The organism is Muricoccus radiodurans (assembly GCF_050154705.1).
GTDB lineage: Bacteria > Pseudomonadota > Alphaproteobacteria > Acetobacterales > Acetobacteraceae > Roseomonas > Roseomonas radiodurans.
In genome coordinates this window covers 2,099,732-2,119,143 of the sequence record NZ_CP189561.1, presented here as the reverse complement: position 1 = coordinate 2,119,143, position 19,412 = coordinate 2,099,732, and the positions used below count along the sequence as shown (strand labels likewise).

Here is a 19,412-nt window from a genome sequence, read left to right as displayed (position 1 = left end):
CCAGCGGGGGCCCATGACGCGCCGAACCACCGGCGCCCGGCCGCGTTTTCCTGGGCGGAGCGGCCATCGGCCGCATCCGCGCCACGAGATTGGGAGGCAGGGATGGCCGGCCAGGAGACCACCAAGGGCGGGATGAGCCCCGGGGACGATGCGCCCCCCGGCACCCCCGGCACCGGCGAGGACATCTGTCCGGAATGCCAGGGCAAGGGCACGCTGATGGGCAAGGCCTGTCAGGCCTGCAACGGCACCGGCGTCGTCATCAAGGGGATCGGCGGGGGCTGAGGCGCCCCGGGATCGGCTCGGCGCCCGGCGTGGACAGCACGTCCCGTGCTTCCCACCTGGGCGGGGCGCGCCGGCCGGGCTAAGCCGCCGCGCCGGAGCCGAGGAAAGATGGTGCGGTCAAGAAGATTCGAACTTCCACGGGGTTTCCCCCACCAGCACCTCAAGCTGGCGCGTCTACCATTCCGCCATGACCGCAGCGGCGGGGCCTATAGCCGATGAGCCTCGCCGCATCAACGCCCCCCAGCCCGGAATGGCTGGTCAGCGACGGACGGGTCACGGTGCCCGAGGCGCTGGAGGCCATGGCCGCCCGCGCCGCCGCCATCCGGGCCGGCACGGCGGGGGAGGCGGTGTGGCTGGTGGAGCACCCGCCCTCCTACACCGCCGGGACCTCGGCCCGGGCGGAGGGGCTGCTGGACGCCCGCTTCCCGACCTTCGACGCGGGGCGGGGCGGGCAGTGGACCTATCATGGGCCCGGACAGCGCACGGGCTACGTCATGCTCGACCTCATGCGGCGCCACGGCACGATCCCCGCGCGGGACGTCCGGGCCTATGTCCACGGGCTGGAGGAATGGCTCATCCGGGCATTGGACCGCTTCAACGTGCGCGCGGAGCGGCGGGAGGGGCGGGTGGGCCTCTGGGTCGCCGACCCCTCGACCGGCGGGGAATCCAAGATCGCGGCGATCGGCGTGCGGGTCACGCGCTGGGTGTCCTGGCACGGGGTGGCGCTGAACGTGGACCCGGATTTGTCCCATTTCGGCGGGATCGTTCCCTGCGGCATCAGCGAGCACGGCGTGACCAGCCTTCACGCACTGGGAATTCCCGCGACGATGGAGGAGGCGGATTCCGCCCTGATGGCTTCCTGGGGCGAGGTCTTCGGCGACTGACGAGACGCACCGCACCGGCATCGTTGCTGGCGGCATAGGGCCTGCGCGGGTAAGGCAGAGGAGCCCCCCACCACGTAGGATGCCGCTTGCCCGAGCACCAACCGGCCCTGATCGCCACCCTGGCCATCGGTCTCGGCCTCGCCTTCCTGCTGGGGGTGGTGACGCACCGGCTGCGCGTCTCGCCGCTGGTGGGCTACCTGCTGGCGGGCGTCGCGGTCGGGCCCTTCACGCCGGGGCTGATGGCCGATCAGGACATGGCGAACCAACTCGCCGAGATCGGTGTCATCCTGCTCATGTTCGCGGTGGGGCTGCACTTCTCGCTGAAGGACCTGATGGCGGTCTGGCGGGTCGCGGTGCCCGGCTCGCTCGGGCGGATCGTGGCCGCGACGGGGATGGGCCTCGCCATGGCCTGGGCCTTCGGCTGGAATCTCGGGGCGGGGCTGATCTTCGGCATCGCGCTCTCGGTCGCCTCCACCGTCGTGCTGGTGCGCGCGATGCAGGACCGCCGGATCGCGGACACGGAGCGCGGGCACATCGCCATCGGCTGGCTGGTGGTGGAGGACCTCGTGACGATCCTCGTCCTCGTCCTTCTGCCCGCGCTCGCGCCGTCCTTCCGGGGGGAGGGCGGGCTGTCGCTGGCCGACCTGGCGATGACGCTGCTCGTCACCCTCGCGAAGGTCGGGGCCTTCATCGGCATCATGCTCGTGGCGGGGCGGCGGGTGATCCCGTGGATCATGCACTACGCCGCCCACACCGGATCGCGGGAACTGTTCCGGCTGGCCGTCTACGCGGTGGCGCTCGGCGTGGCCTATGCGGCTTCGGCGCTGTTCGGCGTGTCCTTCGCCCTCGGCGCCTTCCTGGCGGGGATGGTGATGGCGGAGAGCAAGCTCTCCCAGCGCGCGGCGGAGGAGGCGCTGCCGCTGCGCGACGCCTTTGCGGTGCTGTTCTTCGTCTCGGTCGGGATGCTGTTCAACCCGGGGATCCTCGTCCAGGCACCGCTGGCCGTGCTGGCCGTGCTCGGGATCATCCTGATCGGCAAGACCGCCGTGGCCTACGGGCTGCTGCGCGCGCTGGGGCAGGACCGGCACACCTCGTTCAGCATCGCGGCGAGCCTCGCGCAGATCGGCGAGTTCTCCTTCATCCTCGTCGGGTTGGGCGGGACGCTCGGGCTGCTGCCCCCGGAGGGACGGGACCTCGTCCTGGCGGGCGCCATCCTGTCCATCCTGCTCAACCCCGTGCTGTTCGGCCTGGCGGAGCGGTGGCGCGGCGTGGCGCTGCGCCCGCCGGTGCCGCCCGCGGCGGTGCCGGAGGCGGCGGAGCCCGCCCCCGTTACCCCGCCGATGCGCATCCCGATGCCCATGACGGCGCTCGACGACCACGACGTGGTGATCGGCTACGGGCGGGTGGGCTCGCTGGTGGCGGCGGGGCTGCGAGGGGCGGGGCGGCCGGTGATGGTGATCGGCGACACGGAGGATTCCGTCTCCGCCGCCTCGGCGGAGGGGATGGACGCGGTGCAGGGCAACGCGGCCGATCCGGACGTGCTGGCGGCCGCCAACCTGCCGGCGGCGCGGCGGCTCTTCGTGACGGTGCCGGAGACCTTCGAGGCCGGGCAGGTCGTGCAGCAGGCGCGGGCCGCGAACCCGGCGCTGGAAATCCTCGCGCGGGCGCACTCGGACGCGGCGGTGGAGCACCTGTTCCGGTTGGGCGCGTCGCGCGTGATCATGGCGGAGCGCGAGGTGGCGCACCGGATGCTGGGCGAGGCGTCCGTCAGCTAAGAAGGGCCGGGGGGAACGTATCCCCCGGACCCCCCTCTACTTCTGCCCATTGGCACCCCTCGTTCGAAGGTCGGCGCCAATGAACAGAAGAAGGAGCGGGATCGAGGGAGTTCACTCCCCCGACCTTGCTGCCTTCAGCGCCCGCTGTCGCGGAAGTCGCCGTTCCGCCAGGCGCGGTCCTTGCTCGCGCCCGCCGGCTCCGCCCGACGCGCAGGCGCCCGGTCGTCACGGCGCCCCTGCGGCGGGCCGCCGGCCGGGCGGCCGGAGCCGGACCGGGATGGGCCGCGGGACTGGTGGTCCCGGCCACCGCCGCCGCCGCGCGGGCCGCGCTGCTGCTGGCGGGACGGGGCGCGGGGCACCGGGCCGGTGGGGATGTCGCCCTCGGCCGGGACCTGCTGCCGGGTCAGCTTCTCCACGGCGCGGAGGAGGGCGACCTCGTCCGGGGCGACCAGCGCCACCGCCTCGCCCGAAGCGCCCGCGCGGGCGGTGCGGCCGATGCGGTGGACGTAGGTCTCCGGGACCTCCGGCAGATCGTACTGGATGACGTGGGTCACGCCGTCCACGTCGATGCCGCGGGCGGCGATGTCGGTCGCCACCAGGATGGGCGCGGTGCCCTTCTTGAAGGCGTCCAGCGCGCGCTCCCGCTGGCCCTGGCTCTTGTTGCCGTGGATGGCGCCGGCGGCCAGGCCGTCCTGCTCCAGCTGCTTCACGATGCGGTCGGCCCCATGCTTCGTGCGGGAGAAGACGAGGGCGCGGCCCACCGTCTCACCCTTCAGCAGGGTCGCCAGCACGCCGCGCTTGCCGTCGGCGCGGACGTGGATGACGCGCTGGTTCACGCGCTCGGCGGTGGTGGAGACCGGGGTCACCTCCACGCGCACGGGCTCGGGCATCAGCTCCTTCGCCAGCTTCGCGATGTCCTCCGGCATGGTGGCGGAGAAGAACATCGTGTGGCGCTGGCGCGGGACCATCGCGGCGATCCGGCGGATGGAGGGCCAGAAGCCGCGGTCGAGCATCTGGTCGGCCTCGTCCAGCACCAGGGCCTCGATCGCGTCCAGGCGGACGGCGCGCTGGCCGATGAGGTCCAGCAGCCGGCCCGGGGTCGCGATCAGGATGTCCACGCCCTTGCCCATGGCCCGCTTCTGCGGGTTCTCCGGCACGCCGCCGAAGATCAGCGCGGTGGAGGGGCGGATGTGGCGGCCATAGGCGCGGAAGCTCTCATGGATCTGGGAGGCGAGCTCCCGCGTGGGCGAGAGCACGAGCACGCGGCAGGCGCCGGAGGGCGGCCGCTTCGGGTCATTCGCCAGCCGGTGCAGGATCGGCAGGGCGAAGGCGGCGGTCTTGCCGGTGCCGGTCTGGGCGATGCCCAGCACGTCGCGGCCGGACAGCGCGGCCGGGATCGCCTGCGCCTGGATCGGCGTGGGGGTGGTGTAGCCCTCTTCCTCCAGCGCGCGCAGGAGCGGCGCCGCGAGGCCGAGGTCGGTGAACTGAGTCATGGAATTCCAATCGGGGCAGCCCGTCCGGGGCCGCCGAGGCGGGGAGGCGCCCCGCGTGTCCGGTCGCATCCCAATGGGAAGGTCGATTGAACGCCCCGGACAGGGCCGCGCGCAGGATCGCGCGGGGCGGCCGTCTCACGCGGCCGGGGCGTGGCCACGGCGAAACGCCGGGCACGGGGGGAAGATGAGGCTTTCCGTGCTGCGGTGCAAGGTGGATCGGGGCGCGCTTGACGCGGGTCGGGGGCGCGGCCAGCACGGGCGGATGGGCCGACAGGAACTTCTGCATGAACCCGGCGAGCGGGGGAGCTGGCGCCGGCGGCTTCTCTGGGGGGCGGGGGTGCTGCTGCTCGGGCCGTTGCTGCTGATCCTCGTCTTCCGCTTCGTGCCCGTGCCGGTGACGCCGCTGATGCTCATCCGCGCCGCGCAGGGAGAGGGGATGCGGCGGGACTGGGTGCCGCTCGACTCGATCGCGCCGGCCCTGGCCGAGGCGGTGGTCGCGTCGGAGGACAACCTTTTCTGCCGCCAGTCGCTCGGCTTCGACTTCGAAGCCCTGCGCGGGGAGGTCGAGGCGCTGATGGACGGGGAGCGCGCGCGGGGGGCGAGCACCATCACCATGCAGACGGCGAAGAACCTGTTCCTGTGGCCGGGGCGGGACTTCGTCCGGAAGGGGATCGAGGCCTGGCTGACGCCGCAGGTCGCGGCGCTCTGGCCGAAGCGGCGGGTGATGGAGGTCTATCTGAACATCGTGGAGTTCGGGCCGGGGATCTATGGCGCGGAGGCGGCGTCTCGGGCCTTCTTCAACAAGCCGGCCTCTGCCCTGACGCGGCGGGAGGCGGCACGGCTGGCGGCGGTGCTGCCGAGCCCGCTGACCCGTTCGCCGACGGCGTCTTCAGGGGCAGTGCCGGCGCAGGCGGCGGTGATCGAGCGGCGGATCGGGCAGCTCGGGCCACTGCTGGATTGCGTGCGGGGCGGTTAGGCCGTCGGGCGGCGGTGGAAGCCGGGCTCGTCGGGGGGCGGGGCGAAGGTCTCCTCGATCCGGTCCACGCGGGCGGCGGCGGGGCCACGGCGGGCGGCGAGGAGGATGGAGCCGACCGCCGATTCCTCCCCGCTGAGGAGGGCTTCGACGGTGCCGTCGGTGCGGTTGCGGACCCAGCCCTCCAGGCCGGCGGCGGTGGCTTCCCGCACGAGCCAGTCGCGGTAGCCGACGCCCTGGACGCGGCCGGTGATCCGGAGGAGCCGGGCCTTCAACGGGAGAGCTCCAGCAGGCGGGCGGCGAGGGCGATGTCCTCGGCGATGCGGGCGCGGCGCGCGGTGGCCTCGGCGTCCGCGCCCCAGAAGGACTCCTGATAGGTCTCGTCCAGGGTGGCGAGGCGGTGGGCCTCGGCGGCGTCGAGGCGGCCGGCCGAGAGGGCGAGGCCGAGGACGAGGCTGCCCATGGCCGGCACGGCGATGCCGAGGGCGGAGATGCCGTAGGGGTTGTGGGCGGCGACCGCGGCGTTGAGCGCGCGGAGCGAGGCCTCGGGCTGGGCGACGTGGGTGATGCCCGAGGTGACGTTCAGCGGGGCGTCGTGGTGCAGGGCCGCCCAGTCGAGGAGGGGCTGCCACGCCTCGGCCTGGAGGGCGGCGAGGCGGCGGTCCTCGGCGCGGTAGCAGAGGAGGTCGGCTTCTCCGTATTGCGCGATGGCCTCGGCGCTGGGGGCGGGGTCCTTGGCAATGCGGTCCACCGCGGTGCCGACAAGGCGGGTGAGGGGGACCTGCTCCATGGAGAGCTCGGCGCCCTTGCGTTCCCCCGCCGTGGCCCATTCGGCGGCGACGGCCTCGGCGATGGCCAGATTGTCGAGGTGGAGGGTGGAGCCGCCGGGGAGGCGGAGGGGGCGGCCGTCGAGGGCGATGCCGTAGCCGTGCTCCGCCGGCTGCACGGTGGCGGTATCCCAGAAGCGCTTCATGGGGGTGAGTTGGGGGTTCCGGGGGGTGGGTGGCAAGTTCCCGTGATGGGAACTCTGGCGTTGTACGGCGCGGCGGCGCTGGCGGAGATCGGCGGGTGCTTCGTCTTCTGGGGGTGGCGCCGGCTGGGCTGGCCGCTCTGGTCGCTTCTGCCGGGGGTGGGGCTGCTGGTGGCCTTTGCCTGGCTGCTGACCTTCGTGGAGGCCTCGGCGGCGGGGCGGGCCTTCGCGGCCTATGGCGGGGTGTATGTGGCCGCGTCCCTGGCGTGGCTGGTGGCGGTAGAGGGGCGGGTGCCGGATGGGTGGGACCTGGGCGGGGCGGCGCTGTGCCTCGTGGGGGCGGGGGTGATCCTGTGGGGCGGGAGTGGGGCGGGGCGGTAGAGCCGCCTTACTTCCTTACTTTCTTACCTCCTACGAAGCACCGATCTGCGTGCGAGACGTGCCGGTTCTTCAAGCGAGGCGACGAAGGAAGAAAAGGACGGATCTCCTCTCCTTACTTCCTTACAATCTTACATCCGGACCACGTCCCGCCGATGGGGCCGGGCTGGACGGCGGGCATGGTTGGGCCGCGGATGAAAGGAATATTATCCTTGACGGTTCGGGGCGGTCAAGGATGCCGGGTCAGCGGAGGAGGGGGGAGACGACGAGGATGACGGCGAAGGTGCCGACGGCGGCGGCACCGATACGGGGGACGAGGCGGGCCTGTCCGGCGGCCGCGGCGGCGCGGCCGATCAGGGCACCGATGCTGATCCAGGCCACCGCCACGGTGACGAGCATGGCGAGGAAGCCGAGGAGGTAGGCGGGCCAGGACGGCGTGGCGAAGGGGATGACGCCGAGGGCGAAGATGATGGCCTTCGGGTTCAGGAGGGTGGTGACGAAGACCTGGCGGGTGGTGACGGGGAGGGCGTTGGCGTCCGTGACCTCGCCGCGCTGCCAGAGGCGGTAGGCGAGCCAGAAGAGATAGGCCCCGACCATCAGGCGCAGGGCCATGGCGACCGCGGGGACGCCTGCGATGAAGGGGCCGATCAGGAGGCCGATGGCGAGGATGGAGATGAGATAGCCGGCGCTCTCCCCGATCATGAGGGGGAGGGAGCGACCGATGCCGACCGTGGCGCCCGAGGTGGCGAGGAGGGTGTTGGTGGGGCCGGGGGTGCCGAGGATGAAGAGCACGGTGAGGATGAAGAGGGTCGGGTCGGTCATGGCGGGGTTCTAGACCGTCCCGATCCCGTTGTGACCTGCCGCCGGCGTGACGGCCGGGCGTCAGCTTCGCGGCAGCCTGACGGAGGGGGATGGGGGCCGGGGGCGAAGGCACCGCCCGAGCCCTTCTCGCGGTCCGCCGGTTGGCGCGCGGGCGCTGGGCCGGTAGAAGGCGCGGCTCATTCGCACGCGCCCCCTGTTCCCGTGGAGCCCGCCCATGCCCGCTTGGCAATACGTCTATGTCATGAAGGACCTGACCAAGTCCTATCCCGGTGGGCGTGAGGTCTTCAAGGGCGTCACCCTGTCCTTCCTGCCGACCGCGAAGATCGGCGTGCTGGGGCCGAACGGCGCCGGCAAGTCCACGCTGATGCGGATCATGGCCGGGCAGGACAAGGAGCATGGCGGCGAGGCCTGGGCCGCCGAGGGGGCGCGGGTGGGCTACCTGTCGCAGGAGCCGCATCTCGATCCGAACAAGACGGTGGGGGAGAATGTCCGGGACGCCTTCGGCACGCTCACCGCCGATCTGGAGCGGTTCAACGAGGTCTCGATGAAGTTCGGCGAGGAGATGTCGGACGACGAGATGAACGCCCTGCTGGCCGAGCAGGCCGAGCTGCAGGAGCGGATCGACGCGGCGAACGGCTGGGAGCTGGACCGCACGGTGGACGTCGCGCTGGACGCGCTGCGCTGCCCGCCGGCGGAGAGCGCGGTGACGCATCTTTCGGGCGGCGAGCGGCGGCGCGTGGCGCTGTGCAAGCTGCTGCTGGAGAAGCCGGACCTGCTGCTGCTGGACGAGCCGACGAACCATCTGGACGCGGAGAGCGTGTCCTGGCTGGAGAAGACGCTGCGCGACTACGAGGGCGCGGTGCTGATCGTGACCCACGACCGGTACTTCCTCGACAACGTGACGAACTGGATCATGGAGGTCGATCGCGGCCGGGCCATTCCGTATGAGGGGAACTACTCCGCCTATCTGAACGCGAAGCGGAAGCGGCTGGCGCAGGAGGAGAAGGAGGAGAGCACCCGGCAGCGGCAGCTGGCGGAGGAGCAGGAGTGGATCGGCCGGTCCCCGTCCGCGCGGCAGGCGAAGAGCAAGGCGCGCATCCAGGCCTATGAGGAGCTGCTGCAGAAGTCGCTGGAAAAGGCGCCTGATCCGACCGAGATCCAGATCCCGGTGGCGCCGCGGCTGGGAAATACGGTCATCGTGGCGGATGCGATCCGCAAGGGGTTCGGCAACCGGCTGCTGATCGATGATCTCTCGTTCAAGCTGCCTCCCGGTGGGATCGTCGGCGTGATCGGGCCGAACGGCGCGGGCAAGACGACGCTGTTCAAGATGATCACCGGCGTGGACAAGCCGGATTCCGGGACGATGACGATCGGCGATTCCGTGGAGCTCGGCTATGTCGACCAGAGCCGCGACACGCTGGATGACAAGAAGACCGTCTGGCAGGAGATCTCCGGCGGGATGGACATGATCACGATGGGCAAGCGGGCGGTGCCGTCCCGCGCCTATTGTGCCGCCTTCAACTTCAAGGGCGGCGACCAGCAGAAGCCGGTGGGCGTGCTGTCCGGCGGCGAGCGGAACCGGGTGCACCTGGCGAAGATGCTGAAGGTGCCGCACAACGTCCTGCTGCTGGACGAGCCGACGAACGACCTGGACGTGGACACGCTGCGGGCGCTGGAGGAGGCGTTGCAGGACTTCGCGGGATGCGCGGTGATCATCTCGCACGACCGGTGGTTCCTCGACCGGCTGGCGACGCACATCCTGGCCTTCGAGGGCGACAGCCATGTCGAGTGGTTCGAGGGGAACTACCAGGCCTACGAGGCCGACAAGCGACGCCGCATGGGCGCGGCGGCGGACCAGCCGCACCGGATCAAGTACCGGCCGTTGACGCGGTGAGCGTCGGCGGCTCACGCGACGCGGTGAGCGTCGGCGGCAGCCCTGATGCGGGCGCTGATCGCCGGGGCGCGGTGAGCGGCGTCGGCGATCCCGCCACGGAGCGGCGGGGGCCGGTGAGCTTCACGGGGCAGCGCGACGCCGTGAGCGCCGCGGGGCAGTATGGCGGGGCGGGCGGCGCCGTCTCCGACCTGCCAAGGGATGCGCTCGGGGCGGCGAAGGCGGAGGTCGGGGCCCTGGCGCGGCCGGCGGCGGTGGAGCGGGCCTCCGCCGCGCTGGCGCAGTCGCGGATCGTGCGGACGGCGCGGCTGACGCTGCTGCCGGTGGGGCTGGAGAACCTGGACGACCTGGTCCGGCTGAAGGCCGATCCGCGGGTGTTCGAGGTGATGCTGCACGGGGTGCGCACGCCCGAGCGGACCCGGGAGGAGCTGGAGGACGACGTCGATTTCTGGGCGGTGCGGGGCTACGGCACCTGGGCCGTCCACCTCGATGGCCATGCGCAGCGGGGGAGCGGCGAGTTCCTGGGCATCGTCGGGCTGATGGAGCGGCCGGACGGGCGGGGGGTGGCGCTGCGCTACGCGCTCTGGCCGGAATGCCGCGGGCGGGGTTATGCCCGGGAGGCGGCGCGGGCCGCGCTGGACTATGCCCATGCCGCGGGCGTGCGGCGGGTGATCGGCGTGGCGCGGGAGACGAACGAGGCCTCCCGCGGGGTGATGGAGGAGATCGGGATGACCGCTGCCGGGGAGTTCCGGAACCAGGGGCACCGCATGATCGTGTTCGAGAGCGTGCGGTGAGCGCCGCCGCGCCGCCGCGCTGGCGGTCCCTGCTCTTCGTGCCGGCGCATGTCGAGCGCTTCGTGTCGCGTGCCCATGCGCGCGGGGCGGATGGGGTGATCCTCGACCTGGAGGATGCGGTGCCCGCCGAGGAGAAGGCGCGGGCGCGGGCGTCCCTGGCGGCTTCGGTGGCCTCGGTCACGCAGTCCGGCGGGGCGGCGCTGGTGCGGGTGAATGCCGGGCTGATCGAGATGGCGGCCGATCTGCAGGCGGCGGTGATCGCCGGCGTGGCCGGGATCGTGCTGCCGAAGGTGGAGGAGCCGGGCGTGGTCCGGCTGGTGGCCGAGGCCGTGGCCGGGCTGGAGGAGGCGCGGGGGATCGCCCCGGGCGCCGTGCGGCTGGTGCTGCAGATCGAATCGCCGGGGGCGCTGTTCCATATCCGGGAGATCGCGGCGGCGCACCCGCGGGTGGCCGCCATGACGCTGGGGCCGGAGGATTTCTGTGCGTCGCTGGGCGCGGTGCCCGGCCCGGACTCGCTGCTCGGGCCGAACCTGGCGGTGCTGGCCGCGGCGCGGGCGGCCGGGGTGATGCCACTGGGCTTCGCCGGCAGCATCGGCGTCTACGAGGACCTGGACGCCTATGGCGCGATGATCGCGCAGGCCCGCCGGATGGGGTTCCGCGGGGCGATGGCGATCCATCCCGCGCAGGTGGCGGTGCTGAACGCCGGGTTTTCCCCGGATGCGGCGGAGGTGGACTGGGCGCGGCGCGTGGTGGCGGGGGACGCCGCGGCGCGGTCCGAGGGGCGCGGCGCCTTCCGGCTGGACGGGAAGATGGTGGACCCGCCGGTGGTGCGACGGGCCGAGGAGATCCTCGCGCTGGCGGGCGAGACTTTCGGGGCGCGGTGATTCTTCTGTCCGGGGCTTGATGACCCACGCGCGTGACCTTGCCGCGGGCGGCGCGTTACTTGGGCGAGACTGACCGGACCTTTCCCCATGTGCGACGTGCTCGTGATCGAGGACGACGAACTCGTGCTCGACGTGATGGTCCAGGCGCTGGAAGACGCGGGATACGAGGTGCAGCTCGCGGAGACGCCGGCGGAGGCGTTGCGCATCCTGCAGTCCGACGAGCCCTGCCACCTGGTGCTGACGGACATCGACCTCGCCGATCCGATGAACGGCTTCGACACCGTGCGGCGGGCGCGGGAGGTCGTGCCGGATCTGCGGGCGATCTACTACACCGGGCGGCCGATCAACTGGCGCGGCCACACGCTGGCGGAGGGCGAGCGAAAGCTCGACAAGCCCTTCAAGCTGGAACAGTTGCTGGACGCGATCGCCGATCTCGGCGTGCAGCCGAGCCGGCGGCCGGCGGCGGTCTAGGCCGCGCCGGCCGGGCCCTGCCTAGCGGCCTTCGCGCGCCGCGAGCTGCGCGACCTGGTTGCGCATCGCGTCCAGCAGCGACGAGACGCGGCCGCCGTTGCGGGAGATGACGGAGGAGTACTCGCTGCGCTGGGTCAGGCGGAGCGAGGTGCCTTCCGCAATCACATCGACGATGCGGGGCTGGCCGCCCACCTCGGCGACGCGCCAGTCGAGCGCGAAGGGCGCGGTCCCCGGGCGCTCGATGATCGTGTTCACGAGGACGTCGTCCTCGGTGCGCTGCTGCGAACGGCCGAGGGAGAAGCGCACGCCCTGGTACTCGCCGAAGCGGGCGGAGAGGTTGCGGATGAGCGTCTCCTCGAAGAGGCGCGTGTACTCGGCCAGCTCCTGCGGGGTGGCCTGGCGGGTCCAGCGGCCGAGGACGAAGCGGCCGACCCCGTCCACGTCCACGGCGCGGCGGAGGAGCGCGGCGACCTGCTGGCGGCGCTGGGCGACGCCGCCGGCCCCGTTGATGACAGCGACCAGCTCCTGCCCGGTGGACTGGATGAAGGCGGTGGCGCGCGCCGTGTCCGCGGGCTGGGCGCGCGCGGCAAGGGGGAACAGGGCGGCGCCGGCCGCCAGGAGGCTGCGTCGGGAAGGGGGCATGGGGCTGGCGTTCTCTCGTCTGTCGGGCGGGCGCCGGGTCCCGGCCACCGTCGGACGGAGGTGGGGTGGCGGGTGAGCCCGCTCAACGCCCCCCGTCGCGGCGGGGTTTCGGCCGGCGGCCCTCAGCGCGCCGGGGTGGGGGCGCCGACGCCGAAGCCGGTGCCGGGCCCCTCATTGGGCACGGCGCTGGGGGTGTTCGCGATCTCCCGCGCGCGCTGCTGGCGGTAGGCGCTGCGGAGGGTGGCGTAGGGGTCGAGGGAGGTGCGCTGCACCTCGTCCAGTGGGTCGAGGAGGGATTCGCGGGTGGAGACGACGGTGGCGCCGGCCCGGATGTAGGAGAGGGTGTTGGCGAGGTCCGGGCTGTTGAAGGTGAGCCAGGTCAGGGGGTCCGCGGCGATGCCGGCGGCGAACCCGAGCAGGTCCCGCGGGTTGGAGGGGCCGAGGATGGGGAGGAAGAGGTAGGGCCCTTCCTCGATCCCGGCCACCGCGAAGGTCTGGCCGAAATCCTCGGTGTGCGGGGGCAGGCCGAACTCCGCCGCCACGTCGAAGATGCCGCCGACGCCGAGGGTGGAGTTCAGTAGGAAGCGGCCGAGGGTGGTCCCGAAGCGCTGCGTTTCCCCCTGGAGCGCGTCATTGATGAGGATGACGGGCGAGCGGAGGTTGGCGAGGACGTTGCGGACGCCCGTGCGGACGGGGGGTGGCACCACCTCCCGGTAGGCGACGGCGACGGGGCGCAGGACGACCGTGTCGATCGCCTGATGCACGTCATACATCGCGCGGTTGAAGGGTTCGAGCGGGTCGTTGTTGGCGCGGAACTCGGCCAGCGCCTCGGGGTCGCTCGCGGGCGGGCGGGTGGCGCAGCCGGGCAGCACCGCCGTCAGCGTCAGGAGGGCGAGGGCGGCGAGCAGGGGGCGGACGGGCATCGCGGCGGGAGAATCCAGGGTTGTCACGAGTTAGCATCCGGCGCCGAGCCGGGGGAACGGGTTCCCGCGCGGAGAAGGATGCGCCGCGTTCACGCCTGCGCCATCGCCGGGGTCGGCGCGGGTTCCCCCAGGGGCGGGCGATCGCGTAGGGTGGAAGGATGAACGAGATCCTGCCCTCCGCCAAGACGCTCCAGAGCTGGCTGGAGGGGCCGCGCTTCGGGGGGCTGCCGTCGCTGACCGCGATGCCGGCGCCGCTGCTCTCCTTCGAGTTCTTCCCGCCGAAGAACGACGCGCTGGAGGCGCAGCTCTGGGCCTGCATCCAGCGGCTGGCGCCGCTCTCGCCGCGATTCGTCTCGGTCACCTACGGGGCGGGCGGGACGACCCAGGCGCGGACCCACGCCACCGTGACGCGCATCCTGCGGGAGACGGCGCTGACGCCGGCCGCGCACCTGACCTGCGTCGGCGCGACGCGGGAGGAGGTGGACGAGGTCGCCCGCGGGTATTGGGACGCCGGGGTGAAGCACATCGTCGCGTTGCGCGGCGACCCGCCGGCGGGGGTTTCGGACTACGTGCCGCATCCGGGGGGCTATGCCTATGCGGCGGACCTCGTGGCCGGGCTGCGGCGGGTGGCGGATTTCGAGATCTCGGTCGCGGCCTACCCGGAGGTGCATCCGGGGGCGCAGTCCGCGGACCACGACCTGGACAACCTGAAGCGGAAGATCGACGCGGGGGCGACGCGGGCGATCACCCAGTACTTCTTCGATGCCGGGACCTTCCTGCGCTTCATCGACCGGGCCCATGCGGCGGGGATCACGGTGCCGATCGTGCCGGGGATCATGCCCGTGTCGAACTTCAAGCAGATGAAGGGCTTCTCCGAGCGGATCGGCGCGCAGGTGCCGGACTGGATGGGGCGGCTCTTCGAGGGGCTGGAGGAGGACCTGGAGACGCGGCGGATGGTCGCGGCCGTGGTCGCGGCCGAGCAGGTGCGGCTGCTCCAGGCGAACGGGGTGGACGAGTTCCACTTCTACACGCTGAACCGGCCCGACCTGACCTACGCCATCGCGCATATCCTCGGCGCGCGACCGGCCTAGGCCGGCCGAAGCGCGCTCGGTCCGGCGCGGTGATCGGGCCGGGCGCGGGAGCGCCTGTATAAGGGGCTCTCCCTGCTACCGGAGCGGGAGCAGGGCCCGCAGGCGCGGGTCGCGTAGCCAGAGGCCGCCCCAGGCGATGAGGCCGATGTAGAGGCCGAAGAGCAGGTGGCTGAAGACCGGGCTGCCGACGCGGAGATGCGTGGCGATCGCGCCGCCGAGCAGGCCGGTCAGGAGAACCGCGCCGAGCAGGGCCGTGCGCGGCAGGGCGTAGAGGAGCGCGATGACCAGGGTGAGGATGCCGAGGCCGCGGGACAGCGACGCCGAGTAGCCGAGCGGCTCCATCGTTTCCCGCACCACCTCCAGCTCGGCCAGCTTGATCGCGCCGTCGAAGACGAGGAACAGCACCGTCAGTCCGCTGAGCGCGCGGCCGGCGACGAGGGTCCAGCGGGGAAGGGCGCCCATCGGCGGGGCAGGCAGCGTCGCGTCCATGGTCGTCGTTTCATCTCCTGTGCGGGGGACCGGATCCCCATGCCGTTCCGAGGACGCGCGGGGCCGGGCCGGGCCGACAGGCGAGGCGCCGGAATCCGGCGTCGCGGGCGACGGTCTCGTCTGTCGCGCCGCACCGTTTCGGTGATGTCGCGGCCGGCGGACGCAGGCTAGCCTGACGGCACGTCTCGGACGAGGTGGCTATGCGGGTGGTTCTGGCGGTCCTGGCTTTCGGGTGGCTCGCGGCGGCGCCCGCCCTCGCGCAGGTGACGCCCGAGGCGCGGGCGCTGATCGAGCGCTTCGGGGACGCGCCCCCGCCGGCGGCGGCGCCCGGTGGAGCGGTATCGCCGGGTGCGGCGACGCGCGGGGTGGCGCCGGATACGCGGGGGATCCGCCCGCCCTCCCCGTATCTGGCCGTGCCGCCGCCGGGGGTGATGCGGCCGCCGCTGATGACGGAGCAGAGCACGGCGCCCCGCGGGGTCGTCGGGGTGTCGATCTTCGTGCATTTCGCGACGGGGTCCTCGGCGCTGTCCGAGGAGGCGCGGGCGCAGCTCTCGCATCTCGGGATGGCGCTGGCGTCGTCGGAGCTGTCGAAGTTCCGCTTCCTGATCGAGGGGCATGCGGACCGGGTGGGGTCGGCGATGACCAACCAGGTGCTGTCGGTGCAGCGGGCCGAGGCGGTCCGGGACTACCTTGTCATGACGTATCGCATCGCGCCGGACCGGCTGATGACCGCGGGGCGGGGGGAGTCCGACCCGATCGTGCCCACGCCCGACGAGGTGGCGGAATGGCGGAACCGGCGGGTGCAGGTGCTGAAGATGGGGTGAGGGGGACTGAGCGGAGGAACGTGTCCACCGCGAGGCGCGACGGGCTCCGGTGAATCAGGGTCTCCGCCGCCACGACCAGCCGACCCGCAGCTCAAGCTGTTCCGGCTCCGGACCCCGTCTCAGCGCGGCCTCGATCTTGCGGGAGCGGAGATCGCGCAGGCGGTGCCCATCGTAGCAATCGTCCTTTTCCTCGTCCCATTCCCAGTCGTCCGGGCTGTAGACCGGACCCTCGGCGAAGGCCCTGAAAGCACCGTAGACGTCCCGGATGAGGTTCATCGCCTCTACCGGCCGGCTGGCGAGTTCGTCCTCCCGGAAGCTCGTTGAGAGCAGAAGCAGGCGGTCTTCCATGTGGTCGATCCCGGCATGGGCGGCGCGCAGGAAGACCAGCTGTGTCATCTGGCCCTCCTCGCCGATGGCCCAGCGTGCGGATTCGGCGCCATCCAGAATGCTCTCGAGCCATTGAAGGAGGTCAGGAAACGGATCGCCGAGGTGCGTTGCCTGGATCAGGCGGCTTGTCAGGGATGGGATACGGAAGTCGATCCACCCCACCTCGGTGGCTTCGAACACGAATGCGACCGGATCGGACGGGTTGTCTCGACGGCTCGTCATACCCTGAGCCTGGAATAGACCGGCCGCAGCAGGAAGGGGCTGAGGAAGAGGGGGAACTGGCAGAGGGCGAAGAAGAGGAGGATGCGCGGGTCCGTACTGGCGGGCAGGACCGCGAAGTAGAGGGCCATGTTGCGGTTGCCCGAGAGAAGGCCGGCCGAGAGGGCGAGCCGGCGGCCAGTGGGCGCGAAGGCGGCCGCGGTGGCGGCGTTGAGGGCGAAGGAGCCCGCGAAGGCGAGGGCGATGCCGCCGAGGACGAAGCCGGGCTGGGCCAGCAGCCGCGCCAGCACCCCGTCCATGATGCCGAAGCCGTAGAGGACCACCAGCAGGACGACGGCGCCGTCCACGGCGCGACCCCAGTGCTCCAGCCGCTTCGGACCCGCGAGGCGGCGGATGACCAGGGACAGGATCAGCGGGAGGCCGACCACGAGGGCGAGGCGCCCCGTCAGGGCGGTGATGGAGATGGAGAGGTCGATCCCCAGCAGCCCGAGGGCGAGCGGCGGGGCGGAGAAGGGGATCAGCAGGGTCGAGAGGACGGCGACGACGAGGGCGACCTCCCCGTCCAGGCCGACGAGGCGGGCGAAGGCGGGGGAGGAGGTGGCGGCGCAGCCCGTGGCCATGATCACCAGGGCGGCGCCGAGGGGGCCGTCCAGGCCGGTGAGCCACGTGACCGCGAAGGTGAGAAGCGGGCAGGCCAGGAGGAGCCAGGCGAGCAGCGCGGCCACGAGGACCGGGCGGCGGAGGTAGGCGACGACCTGGGCCGGATCCACGCGGAGGAGGACGAGGGTCATCAGGGCGGCCACGACGGGCGTGACGACGTCCCGCAGGGCGGCGGCCAGGGGCGGGGTCAGGAGCCCGGCGAAGATGCCGACGGCGAGGAGGGCGCCGCCATGGCGGGCGGAGCCTTCGAGGAATAGGCGGAGCAGGGCAGGGTCCAGGCGAATGGTTGGCCGGGTTCGCGACCCGTTCTATAGCCGCCCCCGTGTTCCCGCCATACCAGACCCCCTCCGAGCCGCCCTCGCCCCAGGGGGATTACCTGGAGCGGCTGAACCCCGAGCAGCGGGCGGCGGTGGAGACGGTGGACGGGCCCTTGCTGGTGCTGGCCGGCGCCGGGACCGGCAAGACGCGGGTGCTGACGACGCGCTTCGCCCATATCCTGATGACGCGGCGCGCCTTTCCCAACCAAGTTCTGGCGGTGACCTTCACCAACAAGGCGGCGCGGGAGATGAAGGAGCGCGTCTCCGCGATTCTGGGGCGGCCGGCGGAGGGGCTGTGGCTCGGCACCTTTCATGCGCTCTGCGCGCGGATGCTGCGGCGGCACGCGGAATATGTCGGGCTGCGGTCGGACTTCACGATCCTGGACACCGACGACCAGATGCGGCTGCTGCGGCAGGTGATGGATGCCGCGGCCGTGGACACGAAGCGCTGGCCGGCGCAGGGGCTGATGGCGGTCATCCAGCGCTGGAAGGACCGCGGGCTGACGCCGGCGCGGGTGACGCCGGCGGAGGACAGCGACTACGCCAACAACCGGGCTCGCGCGCTGTATGAGGCTTACCAGTCCCGGCTGCGCGACCTGAACACCGCCGACTTCGGCGACCTGATGATGCACATGGCGGAGATCCTGCGGACGCGGGAAGACGTGCTCGCGCAGTATCACCGCATGTTCCGCTACATCCTGGTGGACGAGTACCAGGACACGAACACCGTGCAGTACCTGTGGCTACGGCTGCTGGCGCAGGGTCACAAGAACATCTGCTGCGTCGGCGACGACGACCAGTCGATCTATTCCTGGCGCGGGGCGGAGGTGGAGAACATCCTCCGCTTCGAGAAGGATTTTCCGGGCGCGACCATCGTGCGGCTGGAGGCGAATTACCGCTCGACGCGGCCGATCCTGGCCACCGCGGCGCATCTGATCGCGAAGAACGAGGGGCGGCTGGGGAAGACGCTGCGCGCGGGGCGCAATGACGCCGATGGGGAGAAGGTGCGCGTCGTCTCCCTCTGGGACTCCGAGGAGGAGGCCCGGATGGTGGGGGAGCGGATCGAGCAGGCGCAGCGGTCGGGCACGTCGCTCGGGGAGATGGCGATCCTCGTGCGGGCGGGCTTCCAGACGCGGTCCTTCGAGGAGCGGCTGATCACGCTGGGCGTGCCGTATCGCGTGGTCGGCGGGCTGAAGTTCTACGAGCGGGCCGAGGTGCGGGACGCCATGGCCTATATGCGCGTGATGCACTCGACCTCCGACGATCTGGCGTTCGAGCGGATCGTGAACGTGCCGAAGCGCGGGATCGGCGACGGCGCGCTGCAGCAGATGCATATCGGCGCGCGGGAGCAGGGCGTGCCGCTGGCGGTGGCGGCGGAGCGGCTGGCCCAGACGGAGGCGCTGCGGGCACGCCCCAGGGCGGCGATGCGGGAGCTGTTCCAGGGCTTCGCGCGGTGGCGGGGGATCATGCAGAAGGACGGGCATGTCATCGCCGTCGCGACGATGCTGGACGAGTCCGGCTACACGGAGATGTGGAAGCAGGACAAGTCGGCCGAGGCGCCGGGACGGCTGGAGAACCTGAAGGAGCTGGTGCGCGCGATCGGTGAGTTCGAGACGCTGGCGGGCTTCCTGGAGCACGTCGCGCTGGTGATGGAGAACGACGAGAACTCCGAGGGCGCGCGCGTGTCGCTGATGACGCTGCACGCGGCGAAGGGGCTGGAGTTCGACCTCGTTTTCCTGCCGGGCTGGGAGGAGGGGCTGTTCCCCCATCAGCGCGCGCTGGACGAGGGCGGGGTGAAGAGCCTGGAGGAGGAGCGACGCCTCGCTTACGTCGGCATCACGCGGGCGCGGAAGATGGCGGTGATCTCCCATGCGGCCAATCGGCGGGTTTACGGGAACTGGACCTCGGCGATTCCGTCGCGGTTCCTGGATGAGTTGCCGCCCGATCAGATCGAGCGCGAGGGGAGCGGGGCGTCGCAGCGGGCGCGGATGGTGGATGCGCCCTCCGTCTTCGCCGGCGCCTTCCCGGTCCAGACGCGGCGGCCGGTGATCGAGGCCGGGTCCTGGGAGGTGCGGGAGCGGCCGGCACGCGCCGACGCGATGAGCGTGGGGCAGCGCGTGTTCCATCAGAAGTTCGGGTATGGGCGCGTGACGGCGGTGGACGACAACCGGCTGGAGGTCGCCTTCGAGAAGGCAGGGACCAAGCGCGTGATGGACAGCTTCGTGGAGAAGGCGTGATGCCGC

The 19,412-nt window shown here is 72.0% G+C and carries 21 protein-coding genes and 1 tRNA gene; 12 read left to right on the top strand and 10 right to left on the bottom strand.

Features of this window, described 5'->3' with window-relative positions; translation table 11 throughout:
- Positions 1–102 precede the first annotated feature (102 nt).
- Positions 103–282, top strand: a complete 180-nt coding sequence (locus ACP6CK_RS10475) for a hypothetical protein (RefSeq protein ID WP_426958831.1) — start codon at positions 103–105, stop codon at positions 280–282.
- A 109-nt stretch (positions 283–391) separates the two neighbouring features.
- On the opposite strand, the gene ACP6CK_RS10470 is transcribed toward ACP6CK_RS10475, so the two are convergent.
- A tRNA-Leu gene (locus ACP6CK_RS10470) sits at positions 392–477 on the bottom strand.
- Between the two features lie 20 nt (positions 478–497).
- On the opposite strand from ACP6CK_RS10470, the gene lipB reads away from it, so the two are divergent.
- Entirely contained in the window at positions 498–1,166 is a 669-nt protein-coding gene (gene lipB / locus ACP6CK_RS10465) for a lipoyl(octanoyl) transferase LipB (protein ID WP_426958830.1), read from the top strand.
- Between the two features lie 86 nt (positions 1,167–1,252).
- Positions 1,253–2,941: a YbaL family putative K(+) efflux transporter gene (gene ybaL / locus ACP6CK_RS10460; protein WP_426958829.1), complete on the top strand. Its 1,689-nt coding sequence runs from the start codon at positions 1,253–1,255 to the stop codon at positions 2,939–2,941.
- 134 nt (positions 2,942–3,075) lie between these two features.
- Here the strand turns inward: ybaL and ACP6CK_RS10455 are convergent, their stop codons facing one another.
- Complete coding sequence (locus ACP6CK_RS10455; protein ID WP_426958828.1) at positions 3,076–4,434, bottom strand: DEAD/DEAH box helicase; 1,359 nt, start codon at positions 4,432–4,434, stop codon at positions 3,076–3,078.
- A gap of 262 nt (positions 4,435–4,696) precedes the next feature.
- On the opposite strand from ACP6CK_RS10455, the gene mtgA reads away from it, so the two are divergent.
- A complete protein-coding gene (gene mtgA / locus ACP6CK_RS10450; RefSeq protein WP_426958827.1) occupies positions 4,697–5,410 on the top strand; it encodes a monofunctional biosynthetic peptidoglycan transglycosylase in 714 nt (237 codons plus the stop codon).
- On the opposite strand, the gene ACP6CK_RS10445 is transcribed toward mtgA, so the two are convergent.
- Positions 5,407–5,682 (bottom strand): acylphosphatase, encoded by a 276-nt coding sequence (locus tag ACP6CK_RS10445; protein WP_426958826.1) that lies wholly within the window; start codon positions 5,680–5,682, stop codon positions 5,407–5,409. The two genes, mtgA and ACP6CK_RS10445, sit on opposite strands and share 4 nt — an antisense overlap.
- The gene (locus ACP6CK_RS10440; RefSeq protein ID WP_426958825.1) at positions 5,679–6,380 is read right to left on the bottom strand and encodes an ATP12 family chaperone protein; all 702 of its coding nucleotides are present in this window, start codon (positions 6,378–6,380) and stop codon (positions 5,679–5,681) included. The genes ACP6CK_RS10445 and ACP6CK_RS10440 overlap by 4 nt, the downstream gene beginning before the upstream one ends.
- Before the next feature lie 45 nt (positions 6,381–6,425).
- Between ACP6CK_RS10440 and ACP6CK_RS10435 the strand changes: the two genes are divergently transcribed.
- Complete coding sequence (locus ACP6CK_RS10435) at positions 6,426–6,758, top strand: YnfA family protein (protein ID WP_426959902.1); 333 nt, start codon at positions 6,426–6,428, stop codon at positions 6,756–6,758.
- A gap of 240 nt (positions 6,759–6,998) precedes the next feature.
- On the opposite strand, the gene ACP6CK_RS10430 is transcribed toward ACP6CK_RS10435, so the two are convergent.
- Positions 6,999–7,577, bottom strand: a complete 579-nt coding sequence (locus ACP6CK_RS10430) for a LysE family translocator (protein ID WP_426958824.1) — start codon at positions 7,575–7,577, stop codon at positions 6,999–7,001.
- Between the two features lie 214 nt (positions 7,578–7,791).
- Here ACP6CK_RS10430 and ettA point away from each other — a divergent pair, with 214 nt between their 5' ends.
- From ettA to ACP6CK_RS10410, 4 genes are all read left to right on the top strand, one after another.
- A complete protein-coding gene (ettA, locus tag ACP6CK_RS10425; RefSeq protein ID WP_426958823.1) occupies positions 7,792–9,471 on the top strand; it encodes an energy-dependent translational throttle protein EttA in 1,680 nt (559 codons plus the stop codon).
- A gap of 71 nt (positions 9,472–9,542) precedes the next feature.
- A complete protein-coding gene (locus ACP6CK_RS10420) occupies positions 9,543–10,262 on the top strand; it encodes a GNAT family N-acetyltransferase (RefSeq protein WP_426958822.1) in 720 nt (239 codons plus the stop codon).
- Positions 10,259–11,146 (top strand): HpcH/HpaI aldolase/citrate lyase family protein, encoded by an 888-nt coding sequence (locus ACP6CK_RS10415; RefSeq protein ID WP_426958821.1) that lies wholly within the window; start codon positions 10,259–10,261, stop codon positions 11,144–11,146. The genes ACP6CK_RS10420 and ACP6CK_RS10415 overlap by 4 nt, the downstream gene beginning before the upstream one ends.
- Positions 11,147–11,233: 87 nt before the next feature.
- Positions 11,234–11,617: a response regulator gene (locus tag ACP6CK_RS10410; protein WP_426958820.1), complete on the top strand. Its 384-nt coding sequence runs from the start codon at positions 11,234–11,236 to the stop codon at positions 11,615–11,617.
- 21 nt (positions 11,618–11,638) lie between these two features.
- Here the strand turns inward: ACP6CK_RS10410 and ACP6CK_RS10405 are convergent, their stop codons facing one another.
- Both ACP6CK_RS10405 and ACP6CK_RS10400 read right to left on the bottom strand, forming a co-directional pair.
- A complete protein-coding gene (locus tag ACP6CK_RS10405; protein ID WP_426958819.1) occupies positions 11,639–12,259 on the bottom strand; it encodes an MlaC/ttg2D family ABC transporter substrate-binding protein in 621 nt (206 codons plus the stop codon).
- Positions 12,260–12,381: 122 nt separating this feature from the next.
- A complete protein-coding gene (locus ACP6CK_RS10400; protein WP_426958818.1) occupies positions 12,382–13,182 on the bottom strand; it encodes an MlaA family lipoprotein in 801 nt (266 codons plus the stop codon).
- Positions 13,183–13,340: 158 nt separating this feature from the next.
- Between ACP6CK_RS10400 and metF the strand changes: the two genes are divergently transcribed.
- Positions 13,341–14,273, top strand: a complete 933-nt coding sequence (gene metF, locus ACP6CK_RS10395) for a methylenetetrahydrofolate reductase [NAD(P)H] (protein ID WP_426958817.1) — start codon at positions 13,341–13,343, stop codon at positions 14,271–14,273.
- 75 nt (positions 14,274–14,348) lie between these two features.
- On the opposite strand, the gene ACP6CK_RS10390 is transcribed toward metF, so the two are convergent.
- A complete protein-coding gene (locus ACP6CK_RS10390; protein WP_426958816.1) occupies positions 14,349–14,762 on the bottom strand; it encodes a DoxX family protein in 414 nt (137 codons plus the stop codon).
- Positions 14,763–14,962: 200 nt separating this feature from the next.
- Between ACP6CK_RS10390 and ACP6CK_RS10385 the strand changes: the two genes are divergently transcribed.
- Positions 14,963–15,586, top strand: a complete 624-nt coding sequence (locus tag ACP6CK_RS10385) for an OmpA family protein (RefSeq protein WP_426958815.1) — start codon at positions 14,963–14,965, stop codon at positions 15,584–15,586.
- A gap of 54 nt (positions 15,587–15,640) precedes the next feature.
- On the opposite strand, the gene ACP6CK_RS10380 is transcribed toward ACP6CK_RS10385, so the two are convergent.
- The gene (locus ACP6CK_RS10380; RefSeq protein ID WP_426958814.1) at positions 15,641–16,195 is read right to left on the bottom strand and encodes a hypothetical protein; all 555 of its coding nucleotides are present in this window, start codon (positions 16,193–16,195) and stop codon (positions 15,641–15,643) included.
- A complete protein-coding gene (locus tag ACP6CK_RS10375) occupies positions 16,192–16,995 on the bottom strand; it encodes a hypothetical protein (RefSeq protein WP_426958813.1) in 804 nt (267 codons plus the stop codon). Before ACP6CK_RS10375 ends, ACP6CK_RS10380 begins: the two co-directional genes overlap by 4 nt.
- A 179-nt stretch (positions 16,996–17,174) precedes the next feature.
- Between ACP6CK_RS10375 and ACP6CK_RS10370 the strand changes: the two genes are divergently transcribed.
- Positions 17,175–19,406 carry an ATP-dependent helicase gene (locus ACP6CK_RS10370; protein ID WP_426958812.1) on the top strand — a complete coding sequence of 744 codons (2,232 nt, stop codon included), beginning with the start codon at positions 17,175–17,177 and terminating at the stop codon, positions 19,404–19,406.
- Positions 19,407–19,412: the final 6 nt, after the last annotated feature.

What these genes read in the sequence shown, in the direction of transcription:
- ACP6CK_RS10435 (WP_426959902.1), top strand. Translation starts at nt 6,426, where the DNA reads ATGGGAACTCTGGCGTTGTACGGCGCGGCGGCGCTGGCGGAGATCGGC.
- ACP6CK_RS10400 (WP_426958818.1), bottom strand. Translation starts at nt 13,182, where the DNA reads ATGCCCGTCCGCCCCCTGCTCGCCGCCCTCGCCCTCCTGACGCTGACG.
- ACP6CK_RS10440 (WP_426958825.1), bottom strand. Translation starts at nt 6,380, where the DNA reads ATGAAGCGCTTCTGGGATACCGCCACCGTGCAGCCGGCGGAGCACGGC.
- metF (WP_426958817.1), top strand. Translation starts at nt 13,341, where the DNA reads ATGAACGAGATCCTGCCCTCCGCCAAGACGCTCCAGAGCTGGCTGGAG.
- ACP6CK_RS10405 (WP_426958819.1), bottom strand. Translation starts at nt 12,259, where the DNA reads ATGCCCCCTTCCCGACGCAGCCTCCTGGCGGCCGGCGCCGCCCTGTTC.
- ACP6CK_RS10390 (WP_426958816.1), bottom strand. Translation starts at nt 14,762, where the DNA reads ATGGACGCGACGCTGCCTGCCCCGCCGATGGGCGCCCTTCCCCGCTGG.
- mtgA (WP_426958827.1), top strand. Translation starts at nt 4,697, where the DNA reads ATGGGCCGACAGGAACTTCTGCATGAACCCGGCGAGCGGGGGAGCTGG.
- ACP6CK_RS10380 (WP_426958814.1), bottom strand. Translation starts at nt 16,195, where the DNA reads ATGACGAGCCGTCGAGACAACCCGTCCGATCCGGTCGCATTCGTGTTC.
- ACP6CK_RS10430 (WP_426958824.1), bottom strand. Translation starts at nt 7,577, where the DNA reads ATGACCGACCCGACCCTCTTCATCCTCACCGTGCTCTTCATCCTCGGC.
- ACP6CK_RS10455 (WP_426958828.1), bottom strand. Translation starts at nt 4,434, where the DNA reads ATGACTCAGTTCACCGACCTCGGCCTCGCGGCGCCGCTCCTGCGCGCG.
- lipB (WP_426958830.1), top strand. Translation starts at nt 498, where the DNA reads ATGAGCCTCGCCGCATCAACGCCCCCCAGCCCGGAATGGCTGGTCAGC.
- ACP6CK_RS10385 (WP_426958815.1), top strand. Translation starts at nt 14,963, where the DNA reads ATGCGGGTGGTTCTGGCGGTCCTGGCTTTCGGGTGGCTCGCGGCGGCG.
- ettA (WP_426958823.1), top strand. Translation starts at nt 7,792, where the DNA reads ATGCCCGCTTGGCAATACGTCTATGTCATGAAGGACCTGACCAAGTCC.
- ACP6CK_RS10410 (WP_426958820.1), top strand. Translation starts at nt 11,234, where the DNA reads ATGTGCGACGTGCTCGTGATCGAGGACGACGAACTCGTGCTCGACGTG.
- ACP6CK_RS10475 (WP_426958831.1), top strand. Translation starts at nt 103, where the DNA reads ATGGCCGGCCAGGAGACCACCAAGGGCGGGATGAGCCCCGGGGACGAT.